We start from the raw sequence: 15,061 nt of genomic DNA on the forward strand, positions 1-15,061 counted from the left end.
CTTACACTTGTCTGCCCTCTCCGCCGAGCACTTCCATGCCTTCCTTTGACGTGATTTCCGAAGTCGACAAGCACGAGCTCACCAACGCGATCGACCAGGCCAACCGCGAACTGACCACCCGCTTCGACTTCAAGGGCGTGGATGCCAGCTACGTGCTGGACGATTCGGTGATCACCCAGAAGGCGCCCAGCGACTTCCAGCTGCAGCAGATGCTGGACATCCTGCGTGGACGCCTGGCCGCTCGCAAGATCGACGCCCGCGCGCTGGACATCGGCGAGCCGGAAGTGAACCTGGGCGGCGCGCGGCAGAAAATCACCGTCAAGCAGGGCATCGAGCAGCCGGTGGCGAAGAAGCTGGTCGCCGCACTGAAGGCGGCCAAGCTCAAGGTCGAGGCGCAGATCAATGGCGACAAGCTGCGCGTCACCGGCAAGAAGCGCGACGACCTGCAGGAAGCGATGGCGCTGCTGCGCAAGTCCGACGTGGAACTGCCGCTGCAGTTCGACAACTTTCGCGACTGAACGCCGGGTGCGCTGCTACGACTTCGACAGCAGCCGACCACCCATCGCGGCGTTGACCGCCACCACGAACGCCACCGCCGCGGCATGGGTCAGCAGGTCGGTGGCGGCCGAATCGTAGGCGTGGCAGATCTCCAGCAGGCTGGCCGACGCCGCCGCACTGGCCAGCCCGATCAGCACCGCGGTAAGCACCGGCCGCAGCGGACAGGCGCGGCGCAGCAGGATGACCAGCAGTGCCGAGAGCGGTATCGAGAAGCTGACGATGAACAGCAGGCAATCGGCCGATTGATGCACACCGGCCACTGCGGTTCCCGGCGCAATCCAGCTGCGCAGGCAGCCGAGTCCGCTGGCGCCGATCCACAACACCGCCGCCGGCAGCGGCAACCACGCCCACGCCCGGTTCCGCCCCGGCACACCCAGCACAAAGGCCGCCCACGCGGCGCTGATCGCGGTAGACACCGCGCCGATGCCGGCCCAGGCCAGGTCCGGCGTGGACTCCCAGCGCAGCAGCATCGGCGTGGCGCCGTAATGCATCAGCAGCACCACGGCGATCGCCGCCACCGCCAGCAACCAGCCGGCCGTACGCAGCCATGGCGGCAGCAGACGCTGCACTGGCACCAGCTCGGTGCCGAGCAGGTCGATCAGTGCCTCATGCGGTCGCAGCTCGGCCATGGCCTCAGGGTTCTCCGTGGAAACGTTCGCGCAATGCCTTCAGGGCGCGATGCAGGTTGACCTTCAAGGCACCGGGATTGCGCCCGGTCAGTGCCGCCGCTTCGCCGAGCGAGCGTTCGCGCAGACCCAGCTGTTCGACCGCCTCGCGCTGGCCCGGCGGCAGCGCGGCGATCGCCGCGCGCAGACGCCGCGCGCGCTCATCGCTTTCGCTGGCGGAGCTGGCGTCGCCCTCCCCGGCATGGCTGTCGAAGGCGTGCTCGTCGTGTACCTCGCGACTGTCGCGACGACCGCGGCTGCGCAAGGCGTCGATCGCGCGGCGATTGGCGATCGCGGTCAGCCACGCATCGTACGAGCGCGCGGGATCGTAGGTATGGCGCACCCGATGCACCGTCATCAGGGTCTCCTGCACCACGTCATCCAGGTGATCCTGCGCCACCCCCTGGCGGCGCGCGGCGGCGCGGATCAACGCCACGGAATCGGCCAGCAGTTTCTCGTAGGCACGCCGGTCGCCGGCCTGCGCAGCCGCCATCCACGTCGCCCGACGCTGGTCGGGCGACTCGCTGTCGCCTGGCTGGGTGAAGTCGACCGACACGATCCGGCTGGGACCTGTTCGCAAACAAAGTCCGTTATCTAGGCGCATCAGGCCATCGGCAGTCAAGGCTTGCGACATGCATGTTCCATCGTGGGACCCTTGCCAGCCATTCGCCGCATCCATCGCCGGGGTTACCTCGTACCCAGAGGTAACCGGCGATCACCCGACGACGAAAGACCAGACAACCACCCACGGATGCCAACCCCATGCTCGTGTTGATCCTCGCCTACCTCGGCGGCGTACTGACCATCCTCAGCCCCTGCATCCTGCCGGTGCTGCCCTTCGTGTTCGCCCGCGCGGACAAGCCGTTCATGCGCAACGGCTTCCCGATGCTGCTGGGCATGGCCATCACCTTCGCCGGCGTGGCCACTCTGGCCGCGCTGGGCGGCGGCTGGGCGGTGCACGCGAACCAGTACGGCCGGCTCATCGCGCTGGTGGTGCTGGCCTTCCTCGGCCTGACGCTGCTGTCGACGCACCTCGCCGAATGGATCAGCCGGCCGTTCGTGGCCCTGGGCAACCGCCTGTCGCAGCGCTCGGCGGGCGACGGCGATTCGATCTGGGCTGCGGCCGGTCTCGGCGTCGCCACCGGCCTGCTGTGGGCACCGTGCGCGGGACCGATCCTCGGCCTGCTGCTGACCGGCGCGGCGCTTAACGGCGCCAGCGTGCAGACCACCTTGCTGCTGCTCACCTACGCCGCTGGCGCGGCCACCTCGCTGGGCCTGGCGCTGCTGATCGGCGGCAAGGTGTTCGGCCTGATGAAGCGTTCGCTGGGTGCCGGCGAGTGGGTGCGTCGTGCGCTCGGCGTGCTGGTGTTGTGCGGCGTCGCCGCGATCGCGCTGGGACTGGATACCGGCCTGCTCACCCGCGTCTCGCTGGCCAGTACCGGCGGCATCGAACAGAGACTGATCAATTCGGTGCGCCCCGCACCGGCGCCGCAACCGGTGCTGAAGGCCGGCGAACCGCTGCCGGTGGAAGGTCAGCTGCCGTCGCTGACCGGTGCCACGCAGTGGTTCAACAGCCCGCCGCTGACCGCCGAATCGCTGCGCGGCAAGGTGGTGCTGGTCGACTTCTGGACCTACTCCTGCATCAACTGCATCCGCACCCTGCCCTACGTGCGCGGCTGGTACGACAAGTACAAGGACCACGGGCTGGTCATCATCGGCGTGCACGCGCCGGAATTCGCCTTCGAGAAGAATCCCGCCAACGTCATCAGGGCGGTGAAGGATCTGGGTGTGGACTACCCGGTCGCGCTCGACAACGACTACGCGATCTGGAAGGGCTTCAACAACGAATACTGGCCCGCGCACTACTTCATCGACACCCAGGGCCGGATTCGCAGCCACCACTTCGGTGAGGGCAATTACCACCAAAGCGAGGACGTGATCCGCCAGTTGCTGACCGAGGCCGGCCAGAAGAATCTGCCGGGTGGCTACGTCAGCGATGATCATCGTGGCGTCGAGGCGACCGCGTCGAACGACCCCACCCGCTCGCCCGAGACCTACGTCGGCTACGCGCGCGCAATGAACTTCGTCGGTGGCCGGGTGACCCACGACGACAGCCACGACTACCGCGCACCGGGCACGCTGGCGGCGAACCAGTGGTCGCTCGACGGACGCTGGACGGTGCGCGACGAAAGCGCCCAACTTGACCAGGCTGGCGGCGCCATCGTCTATCGCTTTCGCGGCCGTGATCTGCACCTGGTGCTCGGGCCGGCCAGTGACGGCAAGCCGGTCCGCTTCCGCGTCACCATCGACGGCAAGCCGCCCGGCGCCGACCACGGCATGGATACCGATGCCGACGGCAACGGCACGGTCGATAGCCAGCGCCTGTACCAACTGGTGCGCCAGGCCAACGGCAGTGGCGAGCGACTGTTCGAAATCACCTTCCTCGACCCGGGCGTGCAGGCGTTCGCCTTCACCTTCGGCTGATCCTCAACCCACCGTTCCGGAGGTTGCCATGTCACGTCTTGAAGAAACCCTGGCGATGGATCGCCGCCGCTTCCTGCGCGCCTCGCTCGCCGGTGGCGCCGTGCTGCTGGCTGGCGGCGGAATGCTCGCTTCCCGCGTGCGTGCCGCCGCCAGCACGCCCGTCGGCCAACCCGGCAAGGTGCTGCTGGAGATCTTTGACGACCACGGCCGCGACCTGGGTGCGCGCGAAGTACCGCGGCTGGTACTGACCGACGCCCAGTGGCGGCAGCGTCTGCCGCCGGCGTCCTACGACATCATGCGGCGCGAGGGCACCGAGCGCGCCTTCAGTGGCGAGCACGAACGACCCGCCGTGGCCGGCCTGTTCCGCTGCAGGGCGTGCGACACCGCGTTGTACGACGCCGCCGCCGAGTTCGATTCCGGCACCGGCTGGCCCAGCTTCTGGCAGCCGATCGCGCGGCGCAACGTGGTCGAGCAGATCGACCACCTGTTCGGCATGACCCGCACCGCCATCAGCTGCAGGGGCTGTGACAGTCACCTTGGCCACGTGTTCGACGATGGTCCGCAACCCACGGGACTGCGCTACTGCATGAACTCCGTGGCGCTGCGCTTTGTTGCGCGAACGGAAAGTTGAGTCGAATGCGCTGGATCGCACCCGTTCCCGTCACGTAAAGGCGACATCACCCACATGATCGCGTGCCCATGCTCCGGCCGACATCCCGTCCGCTGGAGATCGCGGCATGAACGCCCTGATCCGGTCTGCTCTCGCCGCGCTGACACTCGCCTCGGCTTCACTGGCGTTTCCCGCGCTGGCGCACGCCGCGGAAGGCTACGTCACCGGCAACGTCAACCTGCGCGCCGGCCCGGACAGCAGTTATCCGCACGTCCTGCCACGCCGCCGCGAGCACCAACCAGCCGCCCCGCGCAAACGGGTGGCCATGCTCCACCGGCACGCTCGGACCAGGGCAAATCGAAACCGTCCTCGCACGGCAAGAACGACCATCGCGACCACTGAATAGTCGCGTGATCAGCTGATTCATCGCCGGACGCGGGCGGCAAGCTGCAACCTCCCGCCCGCTTTCCTTTGCGCGGATGGAACAGCGCTGGAGCCCGCGGTTGCCATGCAAGGATCCGATGCTCCGTCACGTCCTTACCACGCCCGCCGTAGCAGTTTCAGCCGAGCCGCAAGCCGGCATCCCGGCTGCGTCATCGGTACTGACTACGGAGGAACACCATGAGAACCGTGATGGAAACTTGTCGTCGACAGATCGACCGACAGAAACAGAAGGGCGGGATCGGCTGGGTGCTGTTGTGGCTGCTCGGCGTGCCGATTCCGGTGCTGATCGTGTTGTTCCTGCTGCGCGGCTGCACATGATGGACTGCCGCGGCAAAGCCCGCGATTGGCGGCAGTACCCCTACCTCATCAGCAACAGGAGCACGCCCTCATGGCACAGCTAGAAGTGGAACACAGCACCATCGTTGAAGTGACCCAGCCATCGTTGCGATGGGGTGCGATCATCGCGGGCTGGCTGGTCGCCGTCGGTATCGCCTTCCTGATGTACGTCGGCGGGCTCGCGATGGGCTTCTCCGCGTTCGCTCCCGATGACACGCAGGCCGTTGCCAGAGGCATCGGCGCTGCCACCAGTGCATGGCTGATCCTGACCTGGGTGGTTTCACTGCTGATCGGCGGCTTGTTCGCCAGCTGGTTCGACGGCAGGGACGACCCCACCACCGGCGTAATGCACGGCATTACCGTCTGGGGGCTCTCGATTGCCGCATCCGGTCTGATGCTGGCGCTGGGCATGGGCAGCGCCATCGGCAGCGGTGCCAGCCTGGCAGCGGCTGGCGGCGGCATGCATCGGTACGGCACGAATTGGGATGGCACGTCTGCGCGCGGCGGGACGTCGATGGCTGACGATGCCAGCGTGCGACTGGAGGCCCAGCTGTCACAGAAGATCCGTGCAGCAGGCAAGGTGGCCGCCACTACTTCTGCGCCTGCCATTTCTGCGCCTGCCATGCAAACCGGCGATGTGCAGGATCAGGCCATGCCGATGCGCGCTCCGCCAGCCCGACCGCTTGATCCGCGCATGACTGCTGCCGTGACCGCCGCGCTGCTGACCGACCACCCTGACACGGCGAAGGCGCTGCTGGCTGCCCGGACGGACATGTCGCAGGCCGATATCGCCTCCACCGTGCAGAGTCTGTCGCCGGAAGTCGACGCAGCAAAATCGCAGATGAAAGCCACCGCCGACAAGGCCGCTCACTACGCCGCGATGGCCATGTGGGTGCTCTTGCTGAGCATCGTGCTGTCGCTGCTGGCAGCCGCGCTGGGCGGTTGGCTGGGTGCGTCCCATGTGCATCGCGTCTATCACCTGCGCCGCTACACCCGCAGCGTCCCGCTGCGTTGAAGCCCGCTCACGCGCTCCATGGCCACCATCCCCGGCCATGGAGCGCGTACCGGTCAGCCGCCTGTTCCAGCGGATTGCGTGCACTGACTCCACCGCACAGCAGGTAGAGCGGCAGGAACAGCGGGCCCAGCACCATGTATTGCCAGACATGCGCCCGCTCATGATCGGCCAGCGAAATCGAGGGCTCCGCGCCTCGACCGGCGCGATGGGCATAGGTGTGGCACGGGGTATCCAGCTGCGGCCCGGTATGCACAATCACAGTGCCCAGGGTCAGGGCGCCGCCCGCGCCCCAGGGCCAATGCCGCACCACCACCGCCATTTCGCGCCGTTGCCAGCGCAGGCGCGCACCGAACGGCATGCCGAGACACGCGATGAAAAGTCCGACTGCGCTGTTCGGCAGCGTCCAGGTCATGCCCAGGACAAGCACGACCACGCTCAGCCAGGGCGGGCGCAACACTGGCGGAACTCCGGACGCATCGCACTGACTTGGATTCACGAAGACCAGCCGCCATCTGATCGGCATGGGCGCATTCAACTGCCCGGAACCCAGAGTTTGCCATGTCTGCACCACTCGCCATCCCGTGCCCGCATTGTGGTGCGCTGAATCGCGTCCCTTCTGACCGCGTCCACGAGCACCCGAACTGCGGGCGCTGCAAGCAGGCCCTGTTCGAAGGCCATCCGGTGGAACTGACCACGTCCAACTTCGATGGGATCACCGGCCGCGGCGACCTGCCAGTGCTGGTGGACTTCTGGGCGCCGTGGTGCGGACCCTGCGTCGGCTTCGCTCCGGTGTTCGTGCAGGCTGCCGGCAAATTCGAACCGCGCCTGCGGCTGGCCAAGCTGGATACCGAGGCGCAACCGCAGGTGGCATCCCGCTACAACATCCGCAGCATCCCCACCTTGATCATGTTCAAGCAGGGCCGCGAAATCGCGCGTCAGTCGGGTGCCCTGAGTGCCGCGCAATTGCAGCAGTTCGTCGACGGGGCACTGGCGCGCGGCTGACCAGCACAAGCCGCCGCACAGCGGCTTGCCCGCCAGCGACTGTTCGATCCGGTCTGCCCGGCGACGCGCCGCGGGATGCAAGTGGCCCATGCCTTTAAGCACACTCCCGCCATCGCGCCGCCGGTTAGTCTTGACGCTTTCGGCCGCGAGGAACAACCGTGCGCAAGTCCCTGCAATCCGTCCTGCTGGCGGCCTTCGTGCTGGCCGCCTCCAACGCCGCCCCTGCCTTCGCCGGCGACACCCACAAGCCGGCGGCGCCGGAGTCGGCCGGCAGCGACGGCTTCCAGTTGCCGCCGCTGCCGGCCGATGCCCACGTGTCGCAGACGACCACGGTTGACGGCAGGTCGCTCAAGTACACGGTCACCGTCGGCTCCTTGCCGGTGCGCGACGAGAAGGGCAAGACCACCGGCGAAGTGGTGTTCACCGCCTACACCATGGCCGGCAAGGACCGGCCGGTGACGTTCGCGCTCAACGGCGGCCCGGGCGCCTCGTCGGTCTACCTCAACCTGGGCGCGATCGGCCCGAAGAAAGTGAACTTCGGTGCCGAGGGCGATTCGCCGTCCGCGACACCGACCCTGCACGACAACCCCGGCACCTGGCTGGACTTCACCGACCTGGTCTTCATCGATCCGATCGGCACCGGCTACAGCCGCGCGCTGGTCGACGACAAGGAAGCGACCAAGCAGTTCTACAGCACCGATGTGGACATCAAGTACCTGTCGCGCATCATGTACGACTGGCTGGTGAAGAACGGGCGCATGGATTCGCGCAAGTATTACGTCGGCGAAAGTTACGGCGGTTTCCGCGGCCCGCGCATCACCGAATACATGCAGACCCAGCTAGGCGTGGCGATGAGCGGGGTGACCTTGATCTCGCCGTATCTCGACCCCGGCGCGTGGAGCGACGACACCGTCTCGCCGCTGCCGTGGATGACCACCCTGCCCTCGATCGCCGCAGCGCACCTGGAGCGCGAAGGCAAGCTCAGTGCGCAGACGATGGCGCCGGTCATTGCGTATACGCGCGGTGAGTACGCCACCACGCTGATGCAGGGTCGTTCCGATCCGGCTGCCACCGAAGCGATGATCCGGAAGGTCACCGAACTGACCGGGCTGGATCCGCTGTTCGTCAAGCGCTCCGGCGGCCGCCTGGAAACACAGGCCTATCTGCGGGAGGTGTACCGCGCCGAGGGCAAGCTGGGCAGCCGCTACGACTCCAACGTCACCGCGTGGGACCCGTTCCCGTATGCACCGCGCCAGCAGACTGGCGACCCGATCCTGAACGGCATCATCGCGCCCACCACCACGGCGATGGTCCACTTCGTCACGCAGACCGTGGGCTGGAAGTTCGAGGGCCGCTACAACGCGCTCAGCTACGACGTGGGTCGTCTGTGGCACGAGGATGACGATGCGCAGGAAGGCTCGGTCAAGCAGCTGCGCCAGGCGGTGGCCAACGACGCCAGCCTGCGCGTGCTGATTGCGCATGGCTGGGACGATCTGTCGTGCCCCTTCATGGTTTCCGTCCTGGCAGTCGACCAGATGCCGGCGATGGGCGATCCGACCCGCGTGCAGGTGAAGGAGTATCCCGGTGGACACATGTTCTACGCGCGGCCGGACAGTCAGGCCGAGCTCACCGCCGACGTGAAGAAGCTTTACGGCGTGAAGTGACGCAAAGTGACGGGCCGGCGCAACGCCGGCCCGTGCTTGTTCAGCGTGCCACCGCGCTCGCGCGCACCAGGTATTGCACGCTGAACATCTGCTGCGAATCCATCCAGGTGCGCATCACGGCCAGGCCGGCCCTGTCCGCCAGCGCCGCGAAATCCTCCAGCGAATACTTGCAGCTGTATTCGACCTGGATCACTTCGTCGGCGCGAAAGCCCACCTTGGTGTTGCCGATCTTCACCTGCTGCTCGCGAGCACTGACGATGTGCGTCTCGATCCGACCGGCCATCGGGTTGTAGCGTGCATGATGGTGGAACGCGCCGAGATCGAAGTCGCTGCCGATCTCGCGATTCAACCGCGCCAGCATGTTCAGGGTGAACTCGGCGGTGACGCCGGCGCGGTCGTTGTAGGCCGCCTCCATTTGCGCCACGTCCTTCTTCAGATCCACGCCAATCAGGATGCCGCCGGCGTCACCCATCTCGTTGCGCATCTTGCGCAGCAGGGTCACCGCATCACGCGCCTCGAAGTTGCCGATGGTGGATCCGGGGAAATACAGCACAGTGCGGCGTGGCGCTCGCGGAGGAATCGGCAGCCGCAGCGGCTTGCTGAAATCCGCGCACAGTGGCTGCAACGGCAGTTGCGGAAACTCCCGGGCAAGTCGCTGCATGCTCTCGCCGAGTGGCGCCGGCGATATCTCGACCGGCACGTAGGAAACCGGCTGGTGCAGCTGATGCAGCAGCATGCGGGTCTTCAGACCACTGCCGCTGCCATATTCGACCAGCCGCACCTCGCTGCCCAGACTGTCGGCGATGTCGGTGGCGTGTTGCTCCATCAGCGCGACTTCGCAGCGGGTCAGGTAATACTCGGGCTGCTCGCAGATCTGCTCGAACAGGGCCGATCCGCGCTCGTCGTAGAACAGCCACGAAGGCAGCCGCTTCGGCTTCAGGCCCAACCCGTGCCGGGCTATCGCCAGCAGGTCATTCAGTGGGGGACGGCGATCGTCGTCGCCGCTGTTGCAAGGTTGTACGCTGCTCATCGGTCCTGTCCCAGTCGCAGCCCGGCAAATTGCCAGCGGGCATGAGGCGGAAAAAAATTACGGTAGGTGGCACGCAGGTGATCGGCTGGGGTGGCGCAAGAGCCGCCCCGCATTACCCACTGGCCACACATGAATTTGCCGTTGTACTCGCCCAGCGAGCCGGGCAGCGGACGAAAGCCCGGATAGCTGACGTAAGGCGAGCAGGTCCACTCCCAGACGTCGCCAAACATCTGCAGGAATCCCTCGCCGGCCGTTGCCGCCTGCGGCTGATGCCGACGCTGATCCTGCAGGTTGCCGGCGATCGGAAGACCTTGCGCCGCCGACTCCCATTCCGCTTCGGTGGGCAAGCGCGCGCCAGCCCAGCGCGCAAACGCGTCAGCCTCGAAATAGCTCAGATGGCAGACCGGCTCATGCGGATCGATGGCACGCATGCCGGCCAGGGTGAATTCGCTGCCCAGGTCGTTCTGCCAGTAGATCGGCTGTTGCCAGCCCTCGCGCTGGACCGTGGCCCAGCCCTCGGACAACCACAACCCGGGTTCGCGATAACCGCCTTCGCGCACGAACGCCAGATATTCGCCATTGGTCACCAGCCGGTTGGCCAGCGCGTGCGGCTGCAACAACGTGCGATGGCGCGGCGTTTCGTTGTCGAAGGCAAAGCCCTCTCCGCGATGACCCGTTTCCACGATGCCTTCGGCCCCGTCGAGAAAGCGCAGCGGCACGGCGACGCCGCGCTCGCCGGATGCCAGGGGCGCGCGGTAGGCCGGGCGCAGGGGATTGCACCAGAAGGCGTGCTTGATGTCGGTGAGCAGCAGTTCCTGATGCTGCTGCTCATGGTGCAGGCCCAATTCGACCAGCGAGGCGAGTTCGGCATCCTGCTGACGCAGCAGCAGCTCGGCAACCGCCTCGTCGACGCGCTGTCGATACTCGCGCACCTGCTCCAGCGATGGCCGCGACAGCAACCCGCGTTGCGGGCGCGCATGCATCGGCCCGACCGACTGGTAGTAGGAGTTGAACAGGTAGCTCCATTCCGGATCGAGCGGTCGATAGGCCGGGTCGCGGCCGAGCACGAATTGTTCGAAGAACCAGGTCGTATGCGCAAGATGCCACTTGCCCGGACTGGCGTCGGGCATCGATTGCAGTTGCAGGTCTTCCGCGCCAAGGTTGGTGCAGAGTTCGAGGGTGCGTTGCCGCACCCCCAGAAATCGGGCGCAGGAATCCGCTCCAGCCAGCGATTGCGCGGTCATCAATGGGTTCCCCTGCGTGCCGCCCTGGCGGCGGCCGGGACAGGCAGGCTGGCGGTCGTGGGAGAGGCGAGCGGCATATTCCCAAGCATGCCGGGTAGACCGTTCACTTCTTGTGACAGGAAGATCACCGATACTTGTCCCGGTTCAACCCATGCCGACAAGCCGGCATGCAGCCGCCGTGATTGCATCACGTTTTGCGTACTCCCGAGAATAGCGAGGCATGGTCCATGAAAATGATCCTCCCCTTCCTGCTGCTGGCCCTCACTTCCGGCATGGGCGCCGCCCACGCCGCCGACCGGAAACCGACGCAGGTGCCGCTGCCTGCAGGCGAGTGCATCGACACCAGCCAGATCAACGAGTGGCACATCGTGGACGCACGCACGGCCATCGTGCGTACCGGCCCGAAGCGATACCTGGTGACCTTGCGCAGCGACTGCCCGCGGCTCGGCACGCCGCCGCCCGGGCTGATCTTCCGCGCCAACCCGTCCAATGCGGTGAACAACCGCGGCCGCATTTGTGGAGAGAATGGCGAGACGGTTCATTCCCGTTACCAGCCACCCTGCGCGATCGAATCGGTCAGCCGGATCGACAAGCAGCGCTTCGACCAGCTCAGCACCAGGGCGACGCGTCATGGCAATGGCGCGGAACGCCCGATCGGCGCGCCAGCACACTGAGCATTCCGGGCCTCCCCCGACAAAAACAAAGGGCCCGGATTATCCGGGCCCTTTGGTTCAAGCATGCTCGATGCGATCAATCGTCGTCGTCGCCGTAACCATCATCGCGGATGTAGCGGGTCTGGTAGGGATCGTCATACACCACCGTGCGGGTCTCCACCACGCGACGACGCACCACCGGGGCGTCCCGATAGACCGGTCCGTCCTGATAGACCACCGTGCGCGGCTCGCGGTAAACCGGTCCGCCGTAATACACCGGCGCCGGATTCAACGCGTTGTCGACCAACCCAATCAGCGCACCGGTGACGATCGCGCCTGCGATCCAGCGACCACCACTCCAGTGACCGCCGCGACGGTAATCACCGTGATAACCGCCATGATAGTCGCCACCGCCGTGGTAGCCGCCGCCGTGGTAGCCATGCCCGTGCGCCGAGGCGCTCAGGGGCATCGCCACCGCCGCTGCCACAGCCAGGCCGATGGCTGCCAGTTTGCCCGCACCGCTGAAACGTCGAGTCATGAGCGTTCTCCGTTGTACGGGGCAAATGCTGGTCGGATCACGCTTAATGTGGACTGAAGGGTTCACTTTTTGATGCGCGCCGTATCCCACGGATTGATTCCCGGATCCGCCTTGCGTCGACGCAGCAGCCAGCAGCCATGGATGTCGGTACGGCGGGCGAAGTCGAACGGAATGCTGGGCGCGCTCCAGTCCTCGATCTCGAAATGCGCTTCCAGCGCCGCGCGATCCAGCTTGAAGCGGCGGAAGTTGTTGGAGAACACGATCACGCCATCGCGGGTCAGCCGCTCGTTGCAGGCTTCCAGCAGCTTCACGTGGTCGCGCTGCACGTCGAAGTCATCGGCACGCTTGGAGTTGGAGAAGGTCGGCGGGTCGACGAAGATCAACCCGTAATGGCCGCGATCGCGCTGCAGGAATTCCAGCGCGTCGAACTGCATCAAGCGATGGCTGGACCCGCTGAAACCGTTCAGCGCCAGATTGCGCGAGGCCCATTCCAGGTAGGTCGCCGACAGGTCGACGCTGGTGGTCTCCAGCGCGCCGCCGGCGGCTGCATGCACGCTGGCGGTGGCGGTATAGGCAAACAGGTTGAGGAAGCATTTCCCGTCGGCCAGCTCGCGCACTTTCGCGCGCACCAGTCGATGATCTAGAAACAGGCCGGTATCGAGATAGTCGGTGAGATTGACCAGCAACTTCAGGCCATCCTCCTCCACCTCGATGAACTCGTTGCGCTGGTCGAGCTGGCCATACTTCGACCCGCCCTTGCCACGCTCGCGGGTCTTCAACGCAATGCGCTCGCGCGGCACGCCAAGAACCTCGCCGGCCACCCGGGCGATTTCGCGCATGCGCAGCCGCGCCACGTCAGCCGGAACGTCGGCCGGCGCGCGGTATTCCTGGATATGCAGGTGATCGTCGCCTTGCGTATCGCCATACACGTCGATGGCGGCCGCGTATTCGGGCAGGTCCTGATCGTAGGCGCGCCAGCAGTGGATGCCCTCGCGGGTGAGCCGCTTGCGCAGGTGCTTGACGTTCTTTTCCAGCCGGTTCTTCAGCATCTGCGCGCCGGCCGACAACGGCTTCGGCTCGCGCGGCGCCTCATCACGCGGTTTCAGATCGAAAGTCAGCAGCACGGTTTCCAGCGCTCCGTTGTACAGCGCGTAGCGCTTCTCCGCATGCAACTGCATCGCCCGACCCAGCTCCACGTCGCCGGCCAGCACGGCGGCACGCCAGCCGTTGAAGCGCGCACGCAAGGCGTCGCCCAAGGCCCGATACAGCTTCGGCATCTCGGCGCGATCGCCAAGGCGTTCGCCGTAGGGCGGGTTGGTGATGAGCAGGCCGTAGTCGATACCCGGTGGGGGCGCGGCGTGCGTCACGTCCTGTTTGTCCAGGGTGAAGAAGCCAGCCACGCCCGCTTCCTGCGCATTGCGTTTGGCCGTCTGCACCATGCGCGGATCGGCGTCGCTGCCGAAGAACACGCTGCGCAGTCCGCGCAGGCCATGCTCGGCGCGCTGCGTCGCCTCGTCCAGCAGGCCACGCCACAACGCGATGTCGTGCTGCTGCCAGCCGAGGAAACCGAAATATTCGCGGCGCAGGCCGGGCGCCACGTCGGCCGCCATCAGTGCGCCTTCGATCAGCAGTGTGCCGGAGCCGCACATCGGATCCAGCAGCGCGCCGCCGGCCGCGTAGACCTCAGGCCAGCGCGCGCGCAGCAGCATCGCCGCGGCCAGGTTTTCCTTCAGCGGCGCCTCGCCCTGCTCTTCGCGCCAGCCGCGCCGGTGCAGCGGCGTGCCGGCCAGATCCAGCGACACGGTGGCGCGATCGCGGCGCAGGCGCAGGTTGATCCGGATGTCCGGCTCGTCGGTGTCGATGCCGGGGCGTGAACCATCGCGCTGGCGAAACTGGTCGACCACCGCGTCCTTGGTGCGCAGGCCGATGAACTGGCTGTGGGTCAACTTGCTCATCGCGGTGCCGGCGTCGACCGCGAAGGTGCCGTGCGCGGCCAGGTGCCGGCTCCAGTCGATATCCTGCACGCCGCGATACAGCGCATCATCGTCGGCGGCGTCGAACTCGGCCAGCGGCAGCAGGATGCGGCTGGCCAGGCGCGACCACAGGCAGGCCCGGTATGCGGTTTCCAGCGTGCCGGAGAAGTGCGCGCCGGCGAGCGCCTCGCGCACGTCGCTGGCGCCGATGGCCACCAGTTCGTCGCGCAACAGGTATTCCATGCCCTTCGGGCAGGTGGCGAAGAACGCACGCGCGGCTGGCGTATTCATGCCGCGGCCTGCTGGTCGAGCAGCCAGCGGAACTGCGCGCTGATCATGTCCATGCTCGAGCCCAGCCGATGGTCGTCATCCAGCACCAGCAGCGGCAGGCGGCGCCGCGCGGCAAATGCGTGGATGCCGGCCAGCGGACAGACCTCGTCGCGCCAGCCGTGGATCAGCACGGTGGGCACCTCCGGCCGCAAGTCCAGTCGGCGGGCGTAACCTGGAATTTCGCCAGGCGTGGCCAACAGCAGCAAGCCGGCCACCGGCACCTCCAGCGAGACCAGCGCGGAGACGAAGGCGCCCATGCTCGAGCCCACCAGCAGCGGCGGTTCGTCCAGCGCTTCGATGGTGGCGCGCAGCCGGGCGATCCGCGGCGCCACCGAACCGGCGTGACCGCGACTGTCGTCGCCACGATAGTCCGGCCGCTGCGTGCGCCAGCCGAGCGCCTCGGCCTGCGCGGCCAGCAGGCTGACCTTGGTCGCGTCGGGGCCGGCATCGGAGCCGTGCGAAAGAATGATCTGGCCGCGCATTGGCGGTCTCCATCGAAAGTGCGGAAAGCAAGG

Annotated in this window: 17 protein-coding genes; 9 read left to right on the forward strand and 8 right to left on the reverse strand. The window is 66.7% G+C overall.

Features of this window, described 5'->3' with window-relative positions; translation table 11 throughout:
* Window positions 1–35: 35 nt before the first annotated feature.
* A complete protein-coding gene (locus ACQGNJ_RS12110) occupies window positions 36–518 on the forward strand; it encodes a YajQ family cyclic di-GMP-binding protein (RefSeq protein ID WP_426689500.1) in 483 nt (160 codons plus the stop codon).
* 15 nt (window positions 519–533) lie between these two features.
* On the opposite strand, the gene ACQGNJ_RS12115 is transcribed toward ACQGNJ_RS12110, so the two are convergent.
* The gene (locus tag ACQGNJ_RS12115) at window positions 534–1,187 is read right to left on the reverse strand and encodes an NrsF family protein (protein WP_426689501.1); all 654 of its coding nucleotides are present in this window, start codon (window positions 1,185–1,187) and stop codon (window positions 534–536) included.
* A 4-nt stretch (window positions 1,188–1,191) separates the two neighbouring features.
* Complete coding sequence (locus tag ACQGNJ_RS12120; protein ID WP_426689502.1) at window positions 1,192–1,857, reverse strand: sigma-70 family RNA polymerase sigma factor; 666 nt, start codon at window positions 1,855–1,857, stop codon at window positions 1,192–1,194.
* A 128-nt stretch (window positions 1,858–1,985) separates the two neighbouring features.
* On the opposite strand from ACQGNJ_RS12120, the gene ACQGNJ_RS12125 reads away from it, so the two are divergent.
* The 5 genes from ACQGNJ_RS12125 to ACQGNJ_RS12145 all read left to right on the forward strand — a co-directional run bounded on the left by ACQGNJ_RS12125 (window position 1,986) and on the right by ACQGNJ_RS12145 (window position 6,112).
* On the forward strand, window positions 1,986–3,707 hold the full coding sequence (locus ACQGNJ_RS12125; protein WP_426689503.1) for a cytochrome c biogenesis protein DipZ: 1,722 nt from the start codon (window positions 1,986–1,988) through the stop codon (window positions 3,705–3,707).
* A 28-nt stretch (window positions 3,708–3,735) separates the two neighbouring features.
* Complete coding sequence (gene msrB, locus ACQGNJ_RS12130; protein ID WP_426689504.1) at window positions 3,736–4,338, forward strand: peptide-methionine (R)-S-oxide reductase MsrB; 603 nt, start codon at window positions 3,736–3,738, stop codon at window positions 4,336–4,338.
* 106 nt (window positions 4,339–4,444) lie between these two features.
* Window positions 4,445–4,723, forward strand: coding sequence for an SH3 domain-containing protein (locus ACQGNJ_RS12135; RefSeq protein WP_426689505.1), 279 nt, complete (start codon window positions 4,445–4,447; stop codon window positions 4,721–4,723).
* Window positions 4,724–4,938: 215 nt separating this feature from the next.
* Window positions 4,939–5,079 (forward strand): hypothetical protein, encoded by a 141-nt coding sequence (locus ACQGNJ_RS12140; RefSeq protein ID WP_426689506.1) that lies wholly within the window; start codon window positions 4,939–4,941, stop codon window positions 5,077–5,079.
* A 70-nt stretch (window positions 5,080–5,149) separates the two neighbouring features.
* Window positions 5,150–6,112 carry a RodZ family helix-turn-helix domain-containing protein gene (locus ACQGNJ_RS12145; RefSeq protein ID WP_426689507.1) on the forward strand — a complete coding sequence of 321 codons (963 nt, stop codon included), beginning with the start codon at window positions 5,150–5,152 and terminating at the stop codon, window positions 6,110–6,112.
* Window positions 6,113–6,119: 7 nt separating this feature from the next.
* Here the strand turns inward: ACQGNJ_RS12145 and ACQGNJ_RS12150 are convergent, their stop codons facing one another.
* Window positions 6,120–6,524 carry a hypothetical protein gene (locus ACQGNJ_RS12150; RefSeq protein ID WP_426689628.1) on the reverse strand — a complete coding sequence of 135 codons (405 nt, stop codon included), beginning with the start codon at window positions 6,522–6,524 and terminating at the stop codon, window positions 6,120–6,122.
* A gap of 146 nt (window positions 6,525–6,670) precedes the next feature.
* On the opposite strand from ACQGNJ_RS12150, the gene trxC reads away from it, so the two are divergent.
* Window positions 6,671–7,114: a thioredoxin TrxC gene (gene trxC, locus ACQGNJ_RS12155; RefSeq protein WP_426689508.1), complete on the forward strand. Its 444-nt coding sequence runs from the start codon at window positions 6,671–6,673 to the stop codon at window positions 7,112–7,114.
* A 158-nt stretch (window positions 7,115–7,272) separates the two neighbouring features.
* Window positions 7,273–8,778 (forward strand): S10 family peptidase, encoded by a 1,506-nt coding sequence (locus tag ACQGNJ_RS12160; RefSeq protein ID WP_426689509.1) that lies wholly within the window; start codon window positions 7,273–7,275, stop codon window positions 8,776–8,778.
* A gap of 40 nt (window positions 8,779–8,818) precedes the next feature.
* On the opposite strand, the gene egtD is transcribed toward ACQGNJ_RS12160, so the two are convergent.
* The gene (gene egtD / locus ACQGNJ_RS12165; protein ID WP_426689510.1) at window positions 8,819–9,808 is read right to left on the reverse strand and encodes an L-histidine N(alpha)-methyltransferase; all 990 of its coding nucleotides are present in this window, start codon (window positions 9,806–9,808) and stop codon (window positions 8,819–8,821) included.
* Window positions 9,805–11,052 carry an ergothioneine biosynthesis protein EgtB gene (egtB, locus tag ACQGNJ_RS12170; protein WP_426689511.1) on the reverse strand — a complete coding sequence of 416 codons (1,248 nt, stop codon included), beginning with the start codon at window positions 11,050–11,052 and terminating at the stop codon, window positions 9,805–9,807. Before egtB ends, egtD begins: the two co-directional genes overlap by 4 nt.
* Before the next feature lie 227 nt (window positions 11,053–11,279).
* On the opposite strand from egtB, the gene ACQGNJ_RS12175 reads away from it, so the two are divergent.
* A complete protein-coding gene (locus ACQGNJ_RS12175) occupies window positions 11,280–11,726 on the forward strand; it encodes a DUF6491 family protein (protein WP_426689512.1) in 447 nt (148 codons plus the stop codon).
* 76 nt (window positions 11,727–11,802) lie between these two features.
* Here the strand turns inward: ACQGNJ_RS12175 and ACQGNJ_RS12180 are convergent, their stop codons facing one another.
* From ACQGNJ_RS12180 to ACQGNJ_RS12190, 3 genes are all read right to left on the reverse strand, one after another.
* A complete protein-coding gene (locus tag ACQGNJ_RS12180) occupies window positions 11,803–12,243 on the reverse strand; it encodes a hypothetical protein (RefSeq protein ID WP_426689513.1) in 441 nt (146 codons plus the stop codon).
* 62 nt (window positions 12,244–12,305) lie between these two features.
* Window positions 12,306–14,507 (reverse strand): bifunctional 23S rRNA (guanine(2069)-N(7))-methyltransferase RlmK/23S rRNA (guanine(2445)-N(2))-methyltransferase RlmL, encoded by a 2,202-nt coding sequence (rlmKL, locus tag ACQGNJ_RS12185; RefSeq protein ID WP_426689514.1) that lies wholly within the window; start codon window positions 14,505–14,507, stop codon window positions 12,306–12,308.
* Window positions 14,504–15,028, reverse strand: coding sequence for an alpha/beta fold hydrolase (locus ACQGNJ_RS12190; RefSeq protein WP_426689515.1), 525 nt, complete (start codon window positions 15,026–15,028; stop codon window positions 14,504–14,506). Before ACQGNJ_RS12190 ends, rlmKL begins: the two co-directional genes overlap by 4 nt.
* Window positions 15,029–15,061 lie beyond the last annotated feature (33 nt).

This window comes from Rhodanobacter ginsengiterrae, from assembly GCF_050026815.1.
GTDB lineage: Bacteria > Pseudomonadota > Gammaproteobacteria > Xanthomonadales > Rhodanobacteraceae > Rhodanobacter > Rhodanobacter ginsengiterrae.

Excerpts from the sequence above, each read along its gene's own strand:
- ACQGNJ_RS12110 (WP_426689500.1), top strand. The coding sequence starts at position 36 with ATGCCTTCCTTTGACGTGATTTCCGAAGTCGACAAGCACGAGCTCACC.
- ACQGNJ_RS12115 (WP_426689501.1), bottom strand. The coding sequence starts at position 1,187 with ATGGCCGAGCTGCGACCGCATGAGGCACTGATCGACCTGCTCGGCACC.
- ACQGNJ_RS12120 (WP_426689502.1), bottom strand. The coding sequence starts at position 1,857 with ATGTCGCAAGCCTTGACTGCCGATGGCCTGATGCGCCTAGATAACGGA.
- ACQGNJ_RS12125 (WP_426689503.1), top strand. The coding sequence starts at position 1,986 with ATGCTCGTGTTGATCCTCGCCTACCTCGGCGGCGTACTGACCATCCTC.
- msrB (WP_426689504.1), top strand. The coding sequence starts at position 3,736 with ATGTCACGTCTTGAAGAAACCCTGGCGATGGATCGCCGCCGCTTCCTG.
- ACQGNJ_RS12135 (WP_426689505.1), top strand. The coding sequence starts at position 4,445 with ATGAACGCCCTGATCCGGTCTGCTCTCGCCGCGCTGACACTCGCCTCG.
- ACQGNJ_RS12140 (WP_426689506.1), top strand. The coding sequence starts at position 4,939 with ATGAGAACCGTGATGGAAACTTGTCGTCGACAGATCGACCGACAGAAA.
- ACQGNJ_RS12145 (WP_426689507.1), top strand. The coding sequence starts at position 5,150 with ATGGCACAGCTAGAAGTGGAACACAGCACCATCGTTGAAGTGACCCAG.
- ACQGNJ_RS12150 (WP_426689628.1), bottom strand. The coding sequence starts at position 6,524 with ATGACCTGGACGCTGCCGAACAGCGCAGTCGGACTTTTCATCGCGTGT.
- trxC (WP_426689508.1), top strand. The coding sequence starts at position 6,671 with ATGTCTGCACCACTCGCCATCCCGTGCCCGCATTGTGGTGCGCTGAAT.
- egtD (WP_426689510.1), bottom strand. The coding sequence starts at position 9,808 with ATGAGCAGCGTACAACCTTGCAACAGCGGCGACGACGATCGCCGTCCC.
- egtB (WP_426689511.1), bottom strand. The coding sequence starts at position 11,052 with ATGACCGCGCAATCGCTGGCTGGAGCGGATTCCTGCGCCCGATTTCTG.
- ACQGNJ_RS12175 (WP_426689512.1), top strand. The coding sequence starts at position 11,280 with ATGAAAATGATCCTCCCCTTCCTGCTGCTGGCCCTCACTTCCGGCATG.
- ACQGNJ_RS12180 (WP_426689513.1), bottom strand. The coding sequence starts at position 12,243 with ATGACTCGACGTTTCAGCGGTGCGGGCAAACTGGCAGCCATCGGCCTG.
- rlmKL (WP_426689514.1), bottom strand. The coding sequence starts at position 14,507 with ATGAATACGCCAGCCGCGCGTGCGTTCTTCGCCACCTGCCCGAAGGGC.
- ACQGNJ_RS12190 (WP_426689515.1), bottom strand. The coding sequence starts at position 15,028 with ATGCGCGGCCAGATCATTCTTTCGCACGGCTCCGATGCCGGCCCCGAC.